The organism is Rhodococcus sp. 5G237, assembly GCF_053764735.1.
The window spans coordinates 65,564-83,752 of record NZ_JBSNCD010000010.1 but is presented as its reverse complement, the minus strand read 5'-3'; the positions used below and the strand labels follow the sequence as shown (position 1 = coordinate 83,752).

Sequence of the window (18,189 nt, the reverse complement as noted above, 5' to 3'; positions counted from 1 at the left end):
TTATGACGAATCCCCAGGATCCGCGCACCCCGCAGGAACGGGCCTACGCACTCGACGAGTCGTCGAACGGGACGGACGACGACGCGACCCGTGTGCTGCACACCGACGACCCGACCGAGGCGTACGGGCGGCCGGTCACCAACCCGACGGTCGCGTACACCCGCTACGAGCAGTGGGGCGCGCAGGGGAGCGAGTACCAGCCCACCCAGGCCTATCTCTCCCCCCAGGGTCCTCCGTCGCAACAGCCGTATCCGCCTCAGCCGGGCTACCCGCCTCCGCACGGCTATCAGCCCACACAGGTGCTCCCCGGATACGACCCCGGTAACCCGCAGACGGCGATGAACCCGGGACCGGGAACGCCGGGGCACGGAATCCCCGGGCAGCCACCCACGGGTCCGGTACCCGGCGCGGATGCCGGGAAGCCGCGCGGCCCGCGCTGGGGACTGATCGCGCTCGCCGCGGTGGTCCTCATCGCGCTCGGCGGCACCATCGGCTTCCTGCTCAGCCGGCCCGACGACTCCACTTCGCGGGTCGCGTCGGATCGCGCCCCGGCCACCGTCGCGCCCCCGCCGACGGCGACTCTCCCGCCGGCACCCGAACCGACCACACCGGGACTGCCGCTCGACCGGATCCCGGGCGGACTCGGCGAGGTCATGGGCGACGCGGGCGCGGTCGTGGGCACGATCACCGCGAACGACGGCGGCAGCATCACCCTCGGCGTCATCGGTGGTTCGACGGTCACCGTCGTCCTCACCCCCGACACCGAGATCATCACCCTGACCGGCAACACCGCCGACAGCCTCGAGGTCGGAGCGACCGCCGTGGCGACCGGCAGTGCCGTCGAGCAGGGACGGATGACCGCCGAGACCGTCGTCAGCGCGTCCCTCCCATCCTTCGGTGGTTCGGGCCGCTGACCCGCTAGGCTGACTCGACGATGACTGTCATGTGGTTCTCTCTGGCCGCGGTCGCACTGCTGGGTGCGGTCGCGCTGCTCTACGTCGACCGGACGCGGCGGGAACAGTCGGGTCGTATCCGGGAGATCTGGGCCAAGGCGCAGGGCTACAAGTACACCTCCGCCGAGGACCACCTGCCGTCCACCTGGCACCGCGCGGCGCTCGCCAAGCAGGAATATCTCGGCGCGATCGACATCGTCCGTGGGGTTCGCCGCGGCGAGGAGTTCGTCCTGTTCGACATCGAGGAGACCGCGACGATCATCGCGGTCCGGCGCAAGGTCGGCTCCGACGTCGACATCGATCTGCGGCTCAAGTCGACGCCGCCGCCGAAGGACCCCGACATGAACCTGCTCGGTTCGATCGGCCCGCGCATCGTCTTCGCCACCGACCTCGAGATCGCGCGACGCGTGTGCGACCAGCGGATGGTCGCGTTCACCGAGTCCATCCCCGACCACGTGCAGATGCTGTGGAGCGAAGGCGAGTGGACGCTCGGCTCGATCCCCGTCGGCAGCTCCGGACGCGAATGGGACTCGGCCATCGAGACCGTCGCGCGTTTGTCGGGCATCCTCCACGTGCTGCCGCCCGTCGTCGAACCCGAGGAACTCGACCGGGGTTCGCAGGATCCGGGTCGGCCCTCCGCTCGCCACTGAGCGAGGATTTCCGAGAGGTGGTCGCGCACGCTGCGTGTCGTTAGTGTGGCGGCCATGACTTCCGCCCGCCCCGTCGCGCTCGTGACCGGCCCCACCTCGGGAATCGGTGCGGGTTTCGCCCGCACACTCGCGAGTCGCGGTTACGACCTCGTGCTCGTCGCCCGCACCCGTCCCGCCCTCGACGAACTCGCCGCCGAGCTGAAGCAGAAGTTCGGGGCGGCATCGGAGATCATCGTCGCCGACCTGGCGGCCGCCGACGGTCGCGATCTCGTCGTCGAGCGCCTCGGTCGCGGTGTCGACATGCTCGTCAACAACGCCGGATTCGGCACGACCGGCGAGTTCTGGACCGCCGATCCGGCCCTGCTGCAGGCGCAGCTCGACGTCAACGTCACCTCGGTTGTCGCGTTCACCCGCGCCGCGCTCCCGTCGATGATCGAGGCGGGCAGGGGCGACATCGTCAACGTCGCGAGCGTGGCCGGTCTGCTGCCCGGGCGCGGTTCCACCTACTCCGGCAGCAAGGCCTATGTCGTGTCGTTCACCGAAGGGCTGGCCGGTGGTCTCGCCGGCACGGGCGTGCGGGTGCAGGCACTGTGCCCCGGCTTCGTGCGCACCGAATTCCATCGGCGTGCCGGGATCGACATGTCGTCCACCCCGAACCTGATGTGGCTCGACGTCGACGAGGTGGTGCGCACCTCGCTCGCCGACCTCGACAAGGGCAAGGTCCGCAGCATCCCCGGGCTGCAGTACAAGGTGCTCGCCACGGCGGGACGACTGGTGCCGCAGAACCTCGTGCGGAAGCTGACCAATACCTTCGGCAACGGTCGCGGCCGCAACCGATCACCACGGACGAACTGACGGCGGGCGTTGCCAGATCACGGTACGGATACACCGTGTAGGACACGCCGGGTGCAGTCTTCGACGCGATTCGTGCGCTCGGTACATTTCTGCGCGTGACGTCTGTGGCTGTGGTGCTCTGTGTTGCTGTCGTGGTTGCGGTGGTGCTCTGGTTGCGCGCAGGCGTGCGCCGTCTTCGGACGTTGCAGCAACGCCAGCGGGAGAGCCTGCGTCTGCTCCTCCACGAACTCGACGACCGCTACGATCTCGTGCCCGCGCTCATCGCGGCGTCGGCCGGTGCCGGTGTCGAACGTGAGCGCATCCGGCCCGTCGTCGGCGCCCGGTCGCTCGCCATCGGCATGCGCGACCAGCGTCTCGGCCTCACCGAACGCGCCGGCGCCGAGAACGCGCTGTCCGCGACGCTCCACGAGCTGATCGGTGGACTCGAAGGGGTCAACCACTGGCCGTTCATCCGGGTTGCCCGGGAACTGCAGACCCGCGAGCAGCGCATCGCCGGCGCCGTCCGCGTGCACAACGACCTCGGCGGCGCCCTGAACACCGCGGTCGGCCGATTCCCCACCTCGCTGTTCGCGAAGCTCGCGGCCGTCGGACCGGTCGTGCTGTTCGAGGCGCCCGCGCCCGTCGCCGCATCCGAACCGGCGCGGAAGCCCGAGACCGTCGAGGCGGAGATCGTCGAGAGCGACGTCCGGCCGGAGTCCGAGGCGACCTCCGGCACCGTCGCTGCCTGACCTGCGATCCGCAGCGACTAGGCTCGTTCCCCGACACGAGCGCGACCGCACCGGCGTCGCGCCGCCGAACGACGGGTGAGGACGCAATGAGTGACCGCGACGAACTGGCAGCACTGGTACGCGAGCTGGCGGTGGTACACGGCCGCGTGACCCTGTCGTCCGGTAAGGAAGCCGACTACTACGTCGACCTGCGCCGCGCGACCCTGCACCACAAGGCCGGCCCGCTCATCGGCAAGCTCCTGCGCGAACTCGTCTCCGACTGGGACTTCGACGCCGTCGGTGGCCTGACCATGGGTGCCGACCCCGTCGCTCTCGCCGTGATGCACGCCCCCGGCCGGCCCATCGACGCCTTCGTCGTCCGCAAGGCCGCCAAGGCCCACGGCATGCAGCGGCAGATCGAGGGACCGGATGTCACCGGCAAGCGTGTGCTCGTCGTCGAGGACACCACCACCACCGGCAACTCGCCCCTCACCGCCGTCAAGGCGCTGCGCGAGGCCGGCGCGATCGTCGTGGGTGTCGCGACCGTCGTCGACCGCGCGACCGGCGCCGACGAGGTCATCGCCGCCGAGGGCGTCGAGTACCGTTCCCTGCTCGGCCTCGCCGACCTGGGTCTGGACGACAAGTAGCCGCGTGGGGGCGCGGGTCCGGCAGACCGTCACGCATCTCGCCGACGGCCGGGAACTGATCTACTTCGACGACACCGAGCCGTTCGTCTCCGGTGCCGCGACCCGCGACCTCCACGACCGCCGCGACCTGCCGCCTGTTGCGGCGGCCTCCGAGATGCGCCGCGACCCGCTGACGGGGGAGTGGGTCACCTTCGCGGCGCACCGCATGGAGCGCACCTTCCTGCCGTCGGCCGTCGACTGCCCGCTGTGTCCGAGCAGGGCCGATGCGTGCACCGAGATCCCGGCCGACGACTACGACGTCGTCGTGTTCGAGAACCGTTTCCCGTCGCTCGGGGCGCCCCCATTCGACGAGGATCTCGTCGACGACGACGGTCTGTGGCCGCGACGACCGGCGACCGGCCGCTGCGAGGTCGTCGCGTTCACCCCCGACCACGACGCCCGGTTCGCCGACCTCTCCGTGTCCCGGGCGCGCACCGTCATCGATGCGCTCGCCACCCGCACCGCCGAGTTGTCGCAGCTACCGGACGTCGAGCAGGTCTTCTGTTTCGAGAACCGCGGTGTGGAAATCGGTGTGACACTGCAGCATCCGCACGGACAGATCTACGCCTACCCGTTCGTCCCACCACGCTCGCAGGCCGTGCTCGACCGCGCCCGCGAGCATCGCCGGCGGACCGGGAGGTCGCTGCAGAGCGACATCCTCGACGCCGAACGACGCGCCGGCACCAGGCTCGTGTTCTCCGGCGACGCGTGGTCGGCCTACGTTCCCGCCGCGGCACGCTGGCCCGTCGAGGTGCACCTCGTCCCGCACCGCGACATCCCGGATCTCGCCGCCCTCGACGAGCACGAACGCGACGAACTCGCCCGCCTCCAGCGCGACCTGCTCGGCCGCGTCGACCGATTCTTCCCCGGAGTCGACCGCGCCCCCTACATCGCCGCCTGGCACCAGGCACCGGTCGGTGCACCTCATGGGGACGTGCGACTGTTCTGCCAGATCTTCTCGTTGCGCCGCGCCCCGGACAAGCTGAAATATCTCGCCGGGTCCGAATCCGCGATGGGCGCGTGGATCAGCGACACCACCCCCGAACGGATCGCCGAACGCCTGCGTGAGGTGGCGCGATGACACTCGTAGCGACCGCCCGCGCACTGTTCACAGCCGAGTTCGGCACCGAACCCGAGGGCTGTTGGTGCGCCCCCGGGCGCGTCAATCTCATCGGCGAGCACGTCGACTACGCCGGGGGTCTGTGCCTGCCGATGGCGATCCCGCAGGTCACGATCGTCGCGGTGCGTCGGCGCTCCGATCACGTGCTGCGCGTGCGCAGTTCCGGTTTCGACAGCGTCGACCTCGATCTGCGCGACCGGCACGTCGACGGTTGGGCCGCCTACGTCGCAGGCGTGATCTGGACGCTCGACCCGCCGGGATTCACCGGCGCGGACATCGCGGTCGCGTCGGACGTGCCCGTCGGGGCAGGGCTCTCGTCGTCTGCAGCGCTCGAGACGTCGATCGCGGTGGCGCTCGCCGACCTGTGCGGGCTGCCCCTCGACGACGACGGCCGTGACCGGCTCGCCGCGGCGTGTGTGCGCGCGGAGAACGACTACGCCGGTGCCCCTACCGGCGGACTCGACCAGCGGATCGCCCTCCACGCACGTCCCGGCCACGCGCTGCTCCTCGACTTCGCCGACGGCAGCAGCGAACACATCCCGTTCGACGCGGAAGCCCGCGGGCTGACCGTGCTGGTCGTCGACACCGGCACCGGACACGAGCTCGCCGACGGACAGTACGGACAGCGCCGCCGTGAGGTCGAGGACGCCACCCGCATCCTCGGCGTGGAGAGCTTGCGCGACGCCTCGTCGGCGGGCCCGATCGACGATCCCGTCCTGCGTCGCCGCGCCCGGCACGTGATCGACGAGATCGCCCGCGTTCAGGAGGCTGCGGAGTTGTTGCGGGCAGGGCAGATCCGGGATCTCGGACCGTTGCTCGACGCGTCGCACCGCTCGTTGCGCGACGACTTCGAGGTCAGCTGCCTCGAACTCGACACCGCCGTCGACGCGGCCGTCGCTGCCGGTGCGCTCGGCGCCCGGATGGTGGGTGGCGGTTTCGGCGGGTCGGCGATCGTGCTGTGCGAGGACGACCGCGTGGACTCGGTGCGGCAGGCCGTCGCCGACGCCGCTGCACGTGGCGACCTGCCGGCGCCGACCTTCCTGCGCGCCACGGCGTCCGGCGGTGCGCGCCGCTGCTGAAGCTTGCGGGATGATCAACGCAGCCGGGTACTGTGCGCGCATGGGTTGGTTCAGTCGCAAGAGATGGGGCGTCGAGCACGCGGTGTTCGCGGCGGCGTCGGCCGCCACCGTCGTCGGGGGAGTGACGGGGAACGAGAAGTTGCAGCAGATCGCCAAACCACTCATCGCACCGGCGCTCGGCGTGCGGGTGCTGCGCCGCTCCCGCGACACCGATCGCGCCGACACCGCCCTGCTGGTTGCGGGTCTCGCAGCCGCCACCCTCGGTGACATCGCGATGATCCGCTCCGACGAGGACCGTCGGATCCTGAGCGGTGCAGCCTGTTTCGGCGTCATGCAGACCGCCTACTCGAGCATCCTCGTCCGGCGCGGTGCGCGGGTCTCGACGCCGGTCGCGGTGCAGCGTGCCGGCGCTCTCGCCGGTGCGGCCGGTCTGCTCGCCGCCCGCAACCGCTCGGTGGCCGCGCCGCTGACCGGATACGGCGCCCTGCTCGCCACCACCGCGACCCTCGCCGGAGACCCTGCCCTCGCGCCCGGTGCGCGCGTGCGCGCGGGTCTGCCCGTGCCGGGTTCCGACCGGCGCAGTCGGCTCGGTCTCGGCGGCCTGATCTTCACGCTGTCCGACGGATCGATCGTCGTGCGCCGCACCCTGCTGAAGGACGAGAAGACGCGCGCGGCAGCGGAAGGATTCGTGCTGGCCACCTACGTCGTGGCCCAGCTGCTGCTCGTGGAAGGGCTTCTCGCTCTCACGAGCCGGGACAGTCAGGGATAGAGGACGATCCGGTCGCGGTCGAGCGGGTCCACCCAGATGCTCACGACCTCGCCGGGCGCGTAGCGCTGCAGGTTGCGACGGTCGACCTCGTAGACGACCGTGCCGCGATAGGACTCCGAACCGGGCACCGTGAGCTCGAGATCGAGCCGGGTCAGCTGACCGGTCGAGGTCAGATCGAGCGGGGTCGCGGAACGGATGATCGCCCATCCCTCGTAACCCTCGCGTTCGATGCGGCGCATGACCTTCGAACTCCGACCCGCGAGCGCCAAGGACAGGCCGAGCACGGTGCCGTACAGACAGACGAGGAAGACCACCTGGAAGCCCTCGGTGCCCGGTTCGGAGATCGGCAGAAACAGGTTCAGCCACAACGCGAGAACGACGACATATCCCGCGGTGACGAATCCGACAGTAGCGACGATACGACGATTCACAGCTCCTCCGGTTCCAGCCTATCCCCGCTCGGCCCCGTCGGCTTCCGCCCGTGATTAGGGTGATGCCATGTCCGCTCCCAACGTGGTGATCACCGGCGCCGCCGCCGGTATCGGTCGCTCCACCGCCCTGTTCTTCGCCCGTCACGGTTACCGCGTCGGTGCCTTCGACATCGACACCGTGGGGCTTGCGAGCCTCGCCGAGGAGGGCGCCTCGATCGCCGCAGGGCGGATCGTCACCGGTGCCCTCGACGTCACCGACACCTCCGCGTGGACCCGCGCCCTCGAGGACTTCTGCACCGACGGTCGGCTCGACGTCCTCGTCAACAACGCCGGGCTGCTGTCGTCCGGGCCGTTCGAGGACATCCCGGCGAGTCGGCACCGCCAGCTCGTCGACGTCAACGTCACCGGTGTCGTCCTTGGCTGCCACGCGGCCTTCCCGTATCTCCGCGACACCCCCGGCGCGCACATCGTGAACATGTGCTCGGCGTCGGCGCTCTACGGACAACCTGAGCTCGCCACCTACAGCGCTACCAAGTTCGCGGTGCGCGGTCTGACCGAAGCACTCGAACTCGAGTGGGCACGCCACGACATCAAGGTGCAGGCGCTGTGGCCGCTGTTCGTCGACACGAACATGGTCGACGGGATGGATATCGGCTCGCGACGCTCACTGGGCGTGAACCTCCGCGCCGACGACGTCGCCCGCGCGGTGTTCGACGCGACCCGCCCCACGCGGCGCTCGGGACGGGTGCACAGGCCCGTGGGCCGGCAGGCGACCGTGCTCGCCACACTCGCCCAGGTGTCGCCCGGATGGATGAATCGCCTGGTCAACCGGCGCCTGACCGGCCACTGACACCGCTCGATAGAGTGACACCCGCACGTCGTCGGGAAGGGTGTTGCGTGAGAATTCGGATGTGGCCGGTCGCAGTCGTCGCGGGTGCGGCACTGTTCGTCGCAGGATGCGGGGGCTCCGCGGACGGGCCGGAGGCCGACTCCGGAGCGACGTCGACGACGACCTCGGCGGCTGCCTCGACGACCTCGCCCACGACGGTCGCTCCGAGCACCACCGAGGAGACGACCCCGTCGACGACCGAACCGGCTCCCGAGCCGGAGACCTCCCCGGAGGAACCCGCTCCGCTCGCGCAGGTCGAGTACCAGCGCAACGAGTCGTACTACTTCAGCAGCCCCGACGGCACCTTCGAATGCGGCATCGTCCGGCTGCCCACCCGCACCGAGGCGGGCTGCGAGGGACCGACCGATCCGATCCCGCCGCGCCCCGAGGACTGCATGGTCAACTGGGGACTCGGCATCCGCGTGCAGGACTCCGGCGAAGGCGAGTTCGTGTGCTCGGGCGGACCGGTCTACCTGTCGCCCGACGGGGCGAGCCCCGTCCTGCCGCCGGGATCGTCGCTGTCGCAGCTCGGTTACACGTGCGCCACCACCGCAGCCGACGTGACCTGCACCAACGATGCCACCGGCCACGGTTTCCGCGTCGCAGCAGGTTCGAACGAGACGTTCTGACGGTGACCGACACGCATTCCGAACCGGCCGTCGAGGACGCGGCGGGCCCCACCGAGTGGGGTGAGCACCCGCACGGCGTCGGACCGTGGATCGAGGAGTTCGGCACCGAGCCGCCCATCGACCCGCGCTACGACCCCGAGCTGCTCGCCCACGGCGACCGGCGCAACGTCGTCGACGCCTACCGCTACTGGACCCGCGAGGCGATCGTCGCGGACATCGACCGTCGCCGGCACCCGCTGCACGTCGCCATCGAGAACTTCGCCCACGACGCGAACATCGGAACTGTCGTCCGCACCGCCAATGCGTTCGCCGTGGGAACCGTGCACATCGTCGGACGACGCCGGTGGAACCGGCGCGGAGCGATGGTCACCGACCGCTACCAGCACCTGCTCCACCACTCGGATGTCGACGCGCTCGTCGCGTGGGCGGCCGAACAGGACCTCGAGATCGTCGCGGTGGACAACACCCCCGGCTCGGTCCGGCTGGAGACGGCGACCCTGCCGCGCCGCTGCCTGCTGCTGTTCGGGCAGGAGGGCCCCGGCGTCACCGAAGCAGCCCGCAACGTCGCCTCGATGACGGTCTCCATCGCCCAGTTCGGCTCCACACGGTCGATCAACGCGGGTGTCGCCGCGGGCATCGCGATGCACGCGTGGATCCGGCAGCACGCCGATTTCTCGGACGCCTGGTAACACCTGCCCCGCATTCCGGGATGAAAGTCGCGCGGACCGTCGTCGGGGCGGCCGCCGGTCGGGCAGTGTGGAGGGTGATGAACACCGCAGCAGGACAGCGTTCGGACGGAGTCGAGGCCGCCCGGTGGTCGGAGCGGGCCGACGCCGCAGAGGGTGCCATCGTGTCGCGGCACATCCGTCGTCTCTGGGCCCTCCCCGGCACCGCGCTCGGGGTGGTCGGCTGGCCCGCCGTCCGACGTGAGCGGCTGTTCTTCTCCTGGCACTACTGGTGGCAGGCGCACCTGATCGACACCGCCGTCGACGCCGCCGAGCGCGACGCCACCCCGCGTCGCCGGCGCCGTGTCGTGCGGCTCGCGCGCACCCACCGCATCCGCAATCTCACCGGCTGGACCAACAACTACTACGACGACATGGCGTGGCTCGGCCTGTCGCTCGAACGGGCCGAACGGCATCTCTACGTCGACCACCGGGGCGCGATCGCGACCCTCGTCGACGAGCTCGTCGACGCGTGGCAACCCGAGCGCGGGGGCGGCATCCCGTGGCGTCGGCGGGACAACTTCTTCAACGCCCCCGCGAACGGTCCGGCGGCGTTGCTGCTCGCCCGCACCGGCAAGGTCTACCGCGCCGAGGAGATGGCCGACTGGATCCACGACGTGCTGCTCGACCCCGAGACGGGTCTCGTCCTGGACGGCATCCGCGACGGCGTGCACGAACGCGCGATCTACAGCTACTGCCAGGGGGTGACGCTCGGCCTCGAGACCGAACTCGCCCTGCAGCTCGACGACCCCCGGCACCGCCGCAGGGTCCACGCGCTCGTCGCCGCGGTCGACGATCATCTCACCGAACGCAGCGTCGTCACCGGCGGGGGAGGCGGCGACGGGGGACTGTTCAACGGGATCCTGGCCCGCTACCTCGCGATGGTCGCCACGACACTGCCCGTCGTCGACGGCGACGACATCCGCGCCCGCAACGCCGCGGCACGCATCGTGCTGGCGTCGGCGGAGGCCGCCTGGGAGAACCGACTGCAGGTCGAGGAGCTGCCGGTCTTCGGCCGCGACTGGTCGCGGCAGGCGCGGCTGCCCGGTCTGGGCACGTCGGTCGCGCGGTTCGCGGGCGGCACCGTCCGCGAGTCGGCCGTCGCCGAACGCGACATGTCGGTGCAGCTCGGCGGGTGGATGCTCATGGAAGCTGCCTACGCCGTCACCGCGTCGCGGTCATGAAACGACAGCCGCGTCGCGGTCATGAAACGGAAGAAGGTGGATTCCGACCCGTTCGTTCGACGGGCGGAATCCACCTTCTGCGGTGTGAGGACCGTTCCTACTTGCTGTCGATGCGGTTGATCGGCATCGTCGCGGCCTCGGTCTCGGCGGCCGGCGCCTCACCGTTCTTGGCCCGACGCGAGCTGAGCACGCGCTTGCCGACCTCGGTGATGATCGGGATGACCGAGACGAACACGATGCCCAGGAAGATGATGTCGATGTTGTCGGCGATGAAGCTGATCTGTCCCAGCAGGTAGCCGAGCAGCGTCACGCCGGCGCCCCACACGATGCCGCCGATGATGTTGTAGGTGATGAACACGCGGTAGGGCATCTTCGCGGCGCCCGCGACGAGCGGGGCGTAGGTGCGCACGATCGGCACGAAACGTGCCAGGAAGATCATCGCGGGTCCGTGTCGCAGGAAGAAGCGGTGCGCTTCGTCGATGTAGGCCTGCTTGAAGAGCTTCGAGTCCGGCTTGAACAGCCTGGTTCCGCCCTTCGCTCCGATGAGATAGCCGACCTGGTCGCCGAGGACCGCGGCGATCGGAATCGTCACCATCAGCACCCACAAAGGGGCGAACGGTTCGACCTCCGCCGACTTGGCGGCCGCGATCAGGCCCGCGGTGAACAGCAGCGAGTCGCCGGGCAGCAGCGGGAACAGCAGACCGGATTCGATGAACACCACGAGCAGCAGCCCGATGAGCATCCAGGTACCGAACGAATTGAGTAGATTGACAGGATCCAGAAACCCCGGTAGCAGGGCCAGATTGGTCACGGACTCCGAGGCTTCGAGCACAGTCACGCGATCCAGGGTACCGGCGGCGTCCACCTCTCCCCGAATCCCGACACCGACCCGGACGGCCCGAGTATCGAGGAGGCGTGTCACTTGACATACTGCAAGGACAACCGGGCACCCACCACACCCCGGTGGGATGCCGATCGACTCTCATCTGGAGGACAGCCGCTGTGCCTATCGCGACTCCCGAGGTCTACGCCGAGATGATCGCCCGCGCCAAGGAGCATTCCTTCGCGTTCCCGGCCATCAACTGCACCTCGTCCGAAACGATCAACGCCGCCATCAAGGGCTTCGCGGACGCCGGCAGCGACGGCATCATCCAGTTCTCGACCGGTGGCGCCGAGTTCGGCTCGGGCCTGGGTGTGAAGGACATGGTCACCGGTGCCGTCGCGCTCGCCGAGTTCGCCCACGTCGTCGCCGAGAAGTACGACGTGACGATCGCTCTGCACACCGACCATTGCCCGAAGGACAAGCTCGACGGCTTCGTCCGCCCGCTCATCGCGATCTCGCAGGAGCGTGTGAACAACGGACAGAACCCGCTGTTCCAGTCGCACATGTGGGACGGCTCGGCCATCCCGATCGACGAGAACCTCGAGATCGCGCAGGAGCTCCTCGCTGCCGCCAAGGCCGCGAAGATCATCCTCGAGATCGAGATCGGCGTCGTCGGCGGTGAAGAGGACGGCGTCGAGAACGCCATCAACGACAAGCTCTACACCACGGTCGAGGACTTCGAGAAGACCGTCGACGCGCTCGGCGCCGGCGACATGGGCCAGTACCTGCTCGCTGCGACCTTCGGCAACGTCCACGGCGTCTACAAGCCGGGCAACGTCAAGCTCAAGCCGTCCGTCCTCGCCGAAGGTCAGGCCGTCGCGTCGAAGAAGCTGGGCCTTCCGGAGGGTTCGAAGCCGTTCGACCTCGTCTTCCACGGCGGCTCGGGCTCGCTGAAGTCGGAGATCGACGAGGCGCTGAGCTACGGCGTCGTGAAGATGAACGTCGACACCGACACGCAGTACGCGTTCACCCGCCCCATCGCGGCACACATGTTCACCAATTACGACGGTGTGCTCAAGATCGACGGCGAGGTCGGTAACAAGAAGACCTACGACCCGCGCAGCTACCTCAAGAAGGCCGAGGCGTCCATGACGCAGCGTGTCATCGAGGCCTGCAACGACCTCAAGTCGGCGGGACGCTCGGTCTCGGCCAAGTAGGACCCACCGATAGACGAAGGGCGCCGACGTTGCCGTCGGCGCCCTTCGTCGTCCCTACGGTGTGCAGAAATCGTCGCGACACGCGGAGGGCGAACGACGACTTCTGCGCACTCGTCGCCGGCATTGTTCCGTTATTCGCTGCAGACCTTCCACTGCTCGCCGTCGAGCGTGAGGTCGAAGGTGCGGTCGGTGACATCGCCGGGATCGTTCACCGTGTGCGCGGTGACCTGCGCGATGGCGGTGCCCTCGGTGATCTGGATGCGGTCGACGCTCGTCACCACCGGGATCTCGCCCTGTTCGACGGCGAGCCGGTGGATGTCGCGGAAGTTCTCCGGATCGACCGTCTCGTAGAAGTCGGAGAGCGCTCCGCAGGTCGACTCCCGCAGGGTCGTGAGGTCGCCCGATTCGAGTGCTCCGACGAAGGTGTCGATGCTCGAACGGATCCGGCTCTCGGGGGAGTTGTCGGCGCGGTCCTTCAGGAACACGATCACCCCGGCCGCGACGATCGCCACGACCACCAGCACGGCCGCTGCTCCGGCGGCGATCAGCCGGCGTCCGCGACTCTTGTCGCGGGCCGGCGGGATGCGCGTGGGCGTGGGCTGGACGGCGACGCGGACGGGTTCGGGCTGAACCGTCGGTTCCTCACCGCGCGGAGCGATGCGCTGCGGCGGCGCCTTCGGCACGTGGCTGCGGACCGGGATCTGCACCGTGGGCGCATCGGCGGCGGAGGTGGCATCGGACGCGGGCTCGGATTCGGGGTCCGGGCGGGACTCGGCGGTCTCGGGTTCGGCGACTGGAAGCGCCACGGTCTCGTCCGTCGCGACGTTCTCGTCTGCAGCCTGTTCCGGCTCGTCGCTGCTCGTGTCCTCATCCGAGGACGCCGCATCGGTGGTCGGCTCCTCCGGTTCCTCGGAGACTTGCTCCGCTTCCTCGGAGACCTGCTCAGCCGGCTCGAGGGCGGGTTCGTTCTCCGTACTCTCGTCCGGTGTTCCGACAGAAGGGGTCGTCGAAGTCTGCTCGGGTGACTCTTCGTTCTTCGGGTCCGACAACGTGCTGCACCTCGCTCGACGGCCTGCGGTTACCCGGGGACTCTATCGAGCCTTCGCCACGGAAGGGCACAATGACCCCATGACGTCTTTCGGTGATCTTCTCGGACCGCAGCCCACCCTTCTCCCCGGCGACGACGACGCGGAGTCGGCCCTGCTGAACAACGAGGACCCGGCGAAGGTCGCAGCCGACCATCCCACCGCCTCGATCGCATGGGCGTATCTCGCCGAGGCCGCACTCGACCGCGGCGAGACGATCCAGGCCTACGCCTACGCACGCACCGGATACCACCGCGGCCTCGACCAGCTGCGCCGCAACGGCTGGAAGGGCTTCGGTCCCGTGCCCTACAGCCACGAACCCAACCGCGGTTTCCTGCGCTGCGTCGCCGTGCTCGCCCGGGCAGCCCGGACCATCGGTGAGTCGGACGAGCACGCCCGCTGCCTGGACCTGCTCGAGGACTGCGACCCGCGGGCAGCGGAAGAACTCGGCGTCGAATAGACGCCCCGTACATGTCTGTGTCGAACAGACTGTCCGCGGCGACCCGGCGTCGACCCACCCGTCAGGGAGCTCGTAATCGCCTGACCGACTCGTTCGAACGGCTGCGCTCATCGGCGCTGCCGATCGTGCAGTGCGCGCTGGCGGCGGGTCTGGCGTGGTGGGTCGCGAAGGACCTGGTCGGGCACCAGCAGCCCTTCTTCGCGCCCATCGCGGCAGTCGTCTCCCTCGGGCTCGGTCTCGGCGCCCGGTTGCGGCGTTCCGTCGAACTCGTCTGCGGTGTGACCGTCGGGATCGGCGTGGGCGACCTGCTCGTCTCGCTGATCGGCAGCGGACCGTGGCAGATCGCACTGGTCGTGATCATGGCGATGGGTACCGCTGTGGCGCTCGACAGCGGCCCGATCTTCTCGATGCAGGCGGGTAATTCCGCGGTGCTCGTCGCCACCCTTCTGCCGCCCGGCGGCACGGGGGGTGTCGACCGTATGGTCGACGCTCTCATCGGCGGGCTCACAGGGATTGCAGTGGTTGCGCTCATTCCCACGCATCCCGTGCGGCGGGCGCGCCGCAACGCCGCCGAGATCCTCGCCACCGCGAGCGAGGTATTGCGCAAGGTGGAGTCCGGTCTCGTGGAGAACAATGCGAAACCGATCGAGGAAGCGCTGCGACAGGCCCGCGCCACCCAGCCCGCGATCGACGCGATGCGGTCCAACCTCAAGGGCGGCAGAGAGATCAGCCGAGTCTCGCCGCTGTACTGGAACAGCCGCAAGCGTCTCGCGGTCCTGACGGCTGCCGCCGACCCGATCGATCACGCGATGCGCAACATCCGCGTGCTCGCGCGACGTTCCCTGACTCTCGTCCGCGACGACGAGATCCTCGACTCGCGACTGGTGCACCGTTTCGTCGAGGTAGCCGACGCGGTGGACGTCCTTCGCGAGATGGTTCTGGCCGAGCCGGGGGAGCAGCCCGACCAGGCCGAGGCCGCGCGTGTCCTGCGCAGCATCGCCAAGAAGATGGATCCCGAACTCATCGCCGGGGCAGGAGTGTCGGCGACGGTGGTGTTCGCGCAGATGAGGTCGCTGATCGTCGACCTGCTGCGGACCGCCGGACTCAAGCGGATCACCGCGATCGCGACTCTTCCTCCCACCGTCGAACATCCGGCCTACGACCCGGACGAATAAGTCCCTCCGATCTCGCCGGGCACGTAGCCGTTGAACATATGCACATTCGTGCATACGATGGCCCGAGGTTCGGAGAGGGAGTTCGATGGGTTCGGGTCACGGGCACTCACACGGCGTCGGTCACGGTCACGGTCAGGGCGCCGGTCCCACGCGCGCCGTCATCCGGCGCATGGCCTTCGCGCTGGGCATCCTCGGAGCGTTCTTCGTCCTCGAGGCTCTCGTCGGTCTCCTGATCGGCTCCCTCGCCCTGCTCGCCGACGCGGGCCACATGCTCACCGACGTCGTCGGGGTGTCCATGGGCATGGTCGCCCTCATCCTCGCCCGGCGAGGGAGCAGCGCGGCGTCGCGCACCTTCGGCTGGCACCGCGCCGAGGTCCTCACCGCGATGGTCAACGCGGTGCTGCTGCTCGGCGTCGCCGGCTGGGTGTTCTACGAGGCGATCGACCGCATCGGCGACGCCCCCGAACTTCCCGGCCTGCCCATGATCGTCACCGCCCTCGCGGGACTGGCCGCCAACATCGTCGTGATGCTCATGCTGCGGGCCGACGCGAAGGACAGCATCGCGGTGCGCGGCGCCTACATGGAGGTGCTCGCCGACGCCGTCGGATCCGTCGGCGTCCTCATCGCGGGCGCACTCGTCATGATCTTCGGCTGGAGCCTGGCCGACGTCGTCGTCGGTGTGCTCATCTCCCTGTGGGTCGTACCGCGCGCGCTGCGACTGGCCGCGGAGTCGCTGCGCATCCTCACGCAGACCTCGCCCGCACATCTCGACGTCGACCTCCTGCGCACCGACCTGCTCGCGCTGCCCGGCGTGTGCGGCGTGCACGACCTGCACGTGTGGACGCTGACCACCGGCATGGACGTGGCGACCGTGCATCTCGTCAGCGACCACGACCCGCAGTGGATCCTCGACTCGGCGCGCACCGCGCTGTCGTCGCACGGGCTCGAACACGCCACCGTCCAGGTGGAGTCGACGATCGACGGTAAGCAGTGCGAGAAGGACGTCACCTGGTAGCTCATCGCGCGAATCGGTTCGGCCGCAACGTCCACCGACCCGGCCCGCCGTAGAGCCGGACGACGTCCAGCGGTCCCACGTCGACCCTCCGGAACGACGACGCCGGAGCGTCGAGAGCGCACACCGTCGCGGCCCGCACGACCGCCGGGTGTGTCACCACCCCGACACGTTCGTAGCTGTCGTCCTGGGCGGCCAGCCAGGTGCCGATCCGGCGGATGAGGTCCTCGACGGACTCGCCGCCGTGCGGTGCCGAAGCCGGCTCGGTCAGCCACATCGCCAGGTCGCTCTCGGGCAGCTCGTCCAACCCCGCCCCGCACCACCTGCCGTAGTCGAGCTCGCGCAGAGCGGAGTCGATCTCGGCGGGGACGCCGAAGGCGTGGACCGTGTCGACCGCGCGTCGCTCGGGCGCACACACCCACCGGTCGACGACCGGCACCGCGACGCGTCCGAGTTCGCGGCTGCCTCGTTCGGAGATCGACTCGTCGCACGGAAATCGGGCCTGTTCCGTCGCACGCGTGGAAGCGTGTGCGACGAAGAACAATCGGGTCACGGCAGGTACGTCCTCTCCGCTTGACATCGCAGACCGCACGGTGCGAAGGTGCGTCGGTAAAGATGTGCCGAGGTGTAGGCAATCCGGTGGGAAACCGGAGCGGTCGCGCCACTGTAACCGGAGATCTCGAAATCTCCGGAAGCCAGAAAACTCCCGCGGCACATGACGGAATCGAATGGGACGCGAAATCCCAGGAGGATTGTCATGGCTGTTGTCCATACCCCCGACGAGTCGCTCGGCTCCGCCGCACTCGCAGTCGCTCTCGCTGCAGTGATCGTCGCGGCATTTCTCGTTCTCTACCTGGTCGGATTCGATCAGGGCGCGATCTCGCGCACCGGCATGTTCATGCACGAACTGATGCACGACGGCCGGCACCTCCTCGGTCTTCCGTGCCATTGAGAACGGGGACCACGATGCCCGGAACCTACCTCCACCTGCTGCTGAGGGGCCTGCTCGCCGGACTCGTCGCGGGTCTGCTCGCCGGCGGTGTCGCCTTCGTCGTCGGCGAACCCCACATCGAATCCGCGATCGCGCTCGAAGAAGCTGCCGGCGAAGCGCATTCGCACGATCACGACCACGCTGCGACCACCGGGGAATCCCACGGTCACAGTCACGGCGAGGATGCGCTCGTCGACCGTACCGGTCAGAAGGCCGGACTGTTCCTCGCGACGACCCTCGCGGGTCTCGCGCTCGGCGCCCTCTACGCGTCGGTGTTGCACTTCGCGCGTCGCCTCACCGACATGCCGGGCTGGAAGCTCGGATTGTTCGGGGCGGCCGGAGCGTGGCTCGCCGTCGAGGCCGTCCCGTTCGTGAAGTACCCGGCGAATCCGCCGGCCGTCGGTGATCCCGAGACGATCGATCAACGCACTTTGCTGTGGCTCGCCTCGGTCGCTCTCGGACTCGTCGCGATCGCCGTGGCCGTCGCGGTGGCGAAGGCCCTGGCCGCCCAGGACCTGCACACCGTCCGCATCGCAGGCCCAGCGGTCGCCTTCCTCGTCGTGGTGGGTCTCGGATATCTCGCCTTGCCGAGAATCGACGAGGTGGGGGAGGGCTTCCCCGCGACGCTGCTGTGGGAGTTCCGGGTCGCGTCGTTCACCGTGCAGCTCACCCTGTGGGCGGTGCTCGGTGTGGTCTTCGCCTACCTCACCGAACGCGCCTCCCGTCGCGTGACGATCCCGGCCTGACGA

The 18,189-nt window shown here is 69.2% G+C and carries 22 protein-coding genes and 1 riboswitch; of the genes, 18 read left to right on the top strand and 4 right to left on the bottom strand.

The features are described from left to right. The first annotated feature begins 2 nt into the window (after positions 1–2). The 8 genes from ACWPOC_RS21930 (at position 3) to ACWPOC_RS21895 (ending at position 6,819) form a co-directional block, all read left to right on the top strand. Positions 3–914, top strand: coding sequence for a hypothetical protein (locus tag ACWPOC_RS21930; protein WP_120280218.1), 912 nt, complete (start codon positions 3–5; stop codon positions 912–914). 29 nt (positions 915–943) lie between these two features. Further along, positions 944–1,603 carry a type III secretion system chaperone family protein gene (locus tag ACWPOC_RS21925; RefSeq protein WP_006553002.1) on the top strand — a complete coding sequence of 220 codons (660 nt, stop codon included), beginning with the start codon at positions 944–946 and terminating at the stop codon, positions 1,601–1,603. A gap of 54 nt (positions 1,604–1,657) precedes the next feature. After that, on the top strand, positions 1,658–2,458 hold the full coding sequence (locus ACWPOC_RS21920; RefSeq protein ID WP_455409328.1) for an SDR family NAD(P)-dependent oxidoreductase: 801 nt from the start codon (positions 1,658–1,660) through the stop codon (positions 2,456–2,458). A gap of 140 nt (positions 2,459–2,598) precedes the next feature. Next, positions 2,599–3,186: a LemA family protein gene (locus tag ACWPOC_RS21915; protein WP_455409359.1), complete on the top strand. Its 588-nt coding sequence runs from the start codon at positions 2,599–2,601 to the stop codon at positions 3,184–3,186. 86 nt (positions 3,187–3,272) lie between these two features. Beyond that, positions 3,273–3,812 carry an orotate phosphoribosyltransferase gene (pyrE, locus tag ACWPOC_RS21910; RefSeq protein WP_016691489.1) on the top strand — a complete coding sequence of 180 codons (540 nt, stop codon included), beginning with the start codon at positions 3,273–3,275 and terminating at the stop codon, positions 3,810–3,812. 4 nt (positions 3,813–3,816) lie between these two features. Then, complete coding sequence (galT, locus tag ACWPOC_RS21905; RefSeq protein ID WP_455409327.1) at positions 3,817–4,932, top strand: galactose-1-phosphate uridylyltransferase; 1,116 nt, start codon at positions 3,817–3,819, stop codon at positions 4,930–4,932. Further along, the gene (gene galK / locus ACWPOC_RS21900; RefSeq protein WP_455409326.1) at positions 4,929–6,050 is read left to right on the top strand and encodes a galactokinase; all 1,122 of its coding nucleotides are present in this window, start codon (positions 4,929–4,931) and stop codon (positions 6,048–6,050) included. Before galT ends, galK begins: the two co-directional genes overlap by 4 nt. 40 nt (positions 6,051–6,090) lie before the next feature. After that, entirely contained in the window at positions 6,091–6,819 is a 729-nt protein-coding gene (locus ACWPOC_RS21895) for a lysoplasmalogenase family protein (protein ID WP_120283635.1), read from the top strand. Here ACWPOC_RS21895 and ACWPOC_RS21890 read toward each other — a convergent pair. Then, the gene (locus tag ACWPOC_RS21890; protein WP_006552995.1) at positions 6,810–7,250 is read right to left on the bottom strand and encodes a hypothetical protein; all 441 of its coding nucleotides are present in this window, start codon (positions 7,248–7,250) and stop codon (positions 6,810–6,812) included. The two genes, ACWPOC_RS21895 and ACWPOC_RS21890, sit on opposite strands and share 10 nt — an antisense overlap. Positions 7,251–7,317: 67 nt before the next feature. Here ACWPOC_RS21890 and ACWPOC_RS21885 point away from each other — a divergent pair, with 67 nt between their 5' ends. The 4 genes from ACWPOC_RS21885 to ACWPOC_RS21870 all read left to right on the top strand — a co-directional run bounded on the left by ACWPOC_RS21885 (position 7,318) and on the right by ACWPOC_RS21870 (position 10,677). Further along, positions 7,318–8,100 carry an SDR family oxidoreductase gene (locus ACWPOC_RS21885; RefSeq protein ID WP_455409325.1) on the top strand — a complete coding sequence of 261 codons (783 nt, stop codon included), beginning with the start codon at positions 7,318–7,320 and terminating at the stop codon, positions 8,098–8,100. Positions 8,101–8,159: 59 nt separating this feature from the next. Beyond that, complete coding sequence (locus ACWPOC_RS21880; RefSeq protein ID WP_120280213.1) at positions 8,160–8,768, top strand: hypothetical protein; 609 nt, start codon at positions 8,160–8,162, stop codon at positions 8,766–8,768. Between the two features lie 2 nt (positions 8,769–8,770). Beyond that, positions 8,771–9,457 carry a TrmH family RNA methyltransferase gene (locus ACWPOC_RS21875; protein WP_120280212.1) on the top strand — a complete coding sequence of 229 codons (687 nt, stop codon included), beginning with the start codon at positions 8,771–8,773 and terminating at the stop codon, positions 9,455–9,457. Between the two features lie 77 nt (positions 9,458–9,534). Continuing rightward, positions 9,535–10,677, top strand: a complete 1,143-nt coding sequence (locus ACWPOC_RS21870; RefSeq protein ID WP_120283633.1) for a glycoside hydrolase family 76 protein — start codon at positions 9,535–9,537, stop codon at positions 10,675–10,677. A gap of 97 nt (positions 10,678–10,774) precedes the next feature. On the opposite strand, the gene ACWPOC_RS21865 is transcribed toward ACWPOC_RS21870, so the two are convergent. Further along, positions 10,775–11,542, bottom strand: a complete 768-nt coding sequence (locus ACWPOC_RS21865; protein WP_120280211.1) for a VTT domain-containing protein — start codon at positions 11,540–11,542, stop codon at positions 10,775–10,777. 137 nt (positions 11,543–11,679) lie between these two features. Between ACWPOC_RS21865 and fbaA the strand changes: the two genes are divergently transcribed. Then, entirely contained in the window at positions 11,680–12,717 is a 1,038-nt protein-coding gene (gene fbaA, locus ACWPOC_RS21860; protein WP_455409324.1) for a class II fructose-bisphosphate aldolase, read from the top strand. 131 nt (positions 12,718–12,848) lie between these two features. On the opposite strand, the gene ACWPOC_RS21855 is transcribed toward fbaA, so the two are convergent. After that, on the bottom strand, positions 12,849–13,766 hold the full coding sequence (locus ACWPOC_RS21855; RefSeq protein WP_455409323.1) for an Rv0361 family membrane protein: 918 nt from the start codon (positions 13,764–13,766) through the stop codon (positions 12,849–12,851). A 79-nt stretch (positions 13,767–13,845) separates the two neighbouring features. Here ACWPOC_RS21855 and ACWPOC_RS21850 point away from each other — a divergent pair, with 79 nt between their 5' ends. From ACWPOC_RS21850 to ACWPOC_RS21840, 3 genes are all read left to right on the top strand, one after another. Then, a complete protein-coding gene (locus ACWPOC_RS21850) occupies positions 13,846–14,262 on the top strand; it encodes a DUF3151 domain-containing protein (protein ID WP_064256541.1) in 417 nt (138 codons plus the stop codon). Between the two features lie 11 nt (positions 14,263–14,273). Beyond that, positions 14,274–15,437, top strand: coding sequence for an FUSC family protein (locus tag ACWPOC_RS21845; protein WP_174246991.1), 1,164 nt, complete (start codon positions 14,274–14,276; stop codon positions 15,435–15,437). A gap of 85 nt (positions 15,438–15,522) precedes the next feature. Further along, positions 15,523–16,452 carry a cation diffusion facilitator family transporter gene (locus tag ACWPOC_RS21840; protein ID WP_455409322.1) on the top strand — a complete coding sequence of 310 codons (930 nt, stop codon included), beginning with the start codon at positions 15,523–15,525 and terminating at the stop codon, positions 16,450–16,452. A gap of 1 nt (position 16,453) precedes the next feature. Here the strand turns inward: ACWPOC_RS21840 and ACWPOC_RS21835 are convergent, their stop codons facing one another. After that, positions 16,454–17,002: a histidine phosphatase family protein gene (locus ACWPOC_RS21835; protein WP_455409321.1), complete on the bottom strand. Its 549-nt coding sequence runs from the start codon at positions 17,000–17,002 to the stop codon at positions 16,454–16,456. A 53-nt stretch (positions 17,003–17,055) separates the two neighbouring features. Then, positions 17,056–17,174, top strand: a riboswitch (cobalamin riboswitch). Positions 17,175–17,206: 32 nt separating this feature from the next. Here ACWPOC_RS21835 and ACWPOC_RS21830 point away from each other — a divergent pair. Further along, positions 17,207–17,401, top strand: a complete 195-nt coding sequence (locus ACWPOC_RS21830) for a CbtB domain-containing protein (RefSeq protein ID WP_006552982.1) — start codon at positions 17,207–17,209, stop codon at positions 17,399–17,401. A 14-nt stretch (positions 17,402–17,415) separates the two neighbouring features. Next, a complete protein-coding gene (locus tag ACWPOC_RS21825; RefSeq protein ID WP_268654437.1) occupies positions 17,416–18,186 on the top strand; it encodes a CbtA family protein in 771 nt (256 codons plus the stop codon). The last annotated feature ends 3 nt before the right edge of the window (positions 18,187–18,189 follow it).

Coding starts and splice junctions, on each gene's coding strand:
- ACWPOC_RS21930 (WP_120280218.1), top strand. CDS start 3: ATGACGAATCCCCAGGATCCGCGCACCCCGCAGGAACGGGCCTACGCA.
- ACWPOC_RS21925 (WP_006553002.1), top strand. CDS start 944: ATGTGGTTCTCTCTGGCCGCGGTCGCACTGCTGGGTGCGGTCGCGCTG.
- ACWPOC_RS21920 (WP_455409328.1), top strand. CDS start 1,658: ATGACTTCCGCCCGCCCCGTCGCGCTCGTGACCGGCCCCACCTCGGGA.
- pyrE (WP_016691489.1), top strand. CDS start 3,273: ATGAGTGACCGCGACGAACTGGCAGCACTGGTACGCGAGCTGGCGGTG.
- galK (WP_455409326.1), top strand. CDS start 4,929: ATGACACTCGTAGCGACCGCCCGCGCACTGTTCACAGCCGAGTTCGGC.
- ACWPOC_RS21895 (WP_120283635.1), top strand. CDS start 6,091: ATGGGTTGGTTCAGTCGCAAGAGATGGGGCGTCGAGCACGCGGTGTTC.
- ACWPOC_RS21885 (WP_455409325.1), top strand. CDS start 7,318: ATGTCCGCTCCCAACGTGGTGATCACCGGCGCCGCCGCCGGTATCGGT.
- ACWPOC_RS21880 (WP_120280213.1), top strand. CDS start 8,160: ATGTGGCCGGTCGCAGTCGTCGCGGGTGCGGCACTGTTCGTCGCAGGA.
- ACWPOC_RS21870 (WP_120283633.1), top strand. CDS start 9,535: ATGAACACCGCAGCAGGACAGCGTTCGGACGGAGTCGAGGCCGCCCGG.
- ACWPOC_RS21850 (WP_064256541.1), top strand. CDS start 13,846: ATGACGTCTTTCGGTGATCTTCTCGGACCGCAGCCCACCCTTCTCCCC.
- ACWPOC_RS21845 (WP_174246991.1), top strand. CDS start 14,274: ATGTCTGTGTCGAACAGACTGTCCGCGGCGACCCGGCGTCGACCCACC.
- ACWPOC_RS21840 (WP_455409322.1), top strand. CDS start 15,523: ATGGGTTCGGGTCACGGGCACTCACACGGCGTCGGTCACGGTCACGGT.
- ACWPOC_RS21830 (WP_006552982.1), top strand. CDS start 17,207: ATGGCTGTTGTCCATACCCCCGACGAGTCGCTCGGCTCCGCCGCACTC.
- ACWPOC_RS21825 (WP_268654437.1), top strand. CDS start 17,416: ATGCCCGGAACCTACCTCCACCTGCTGCTGAGGGGCCTGCTCGCCGGA.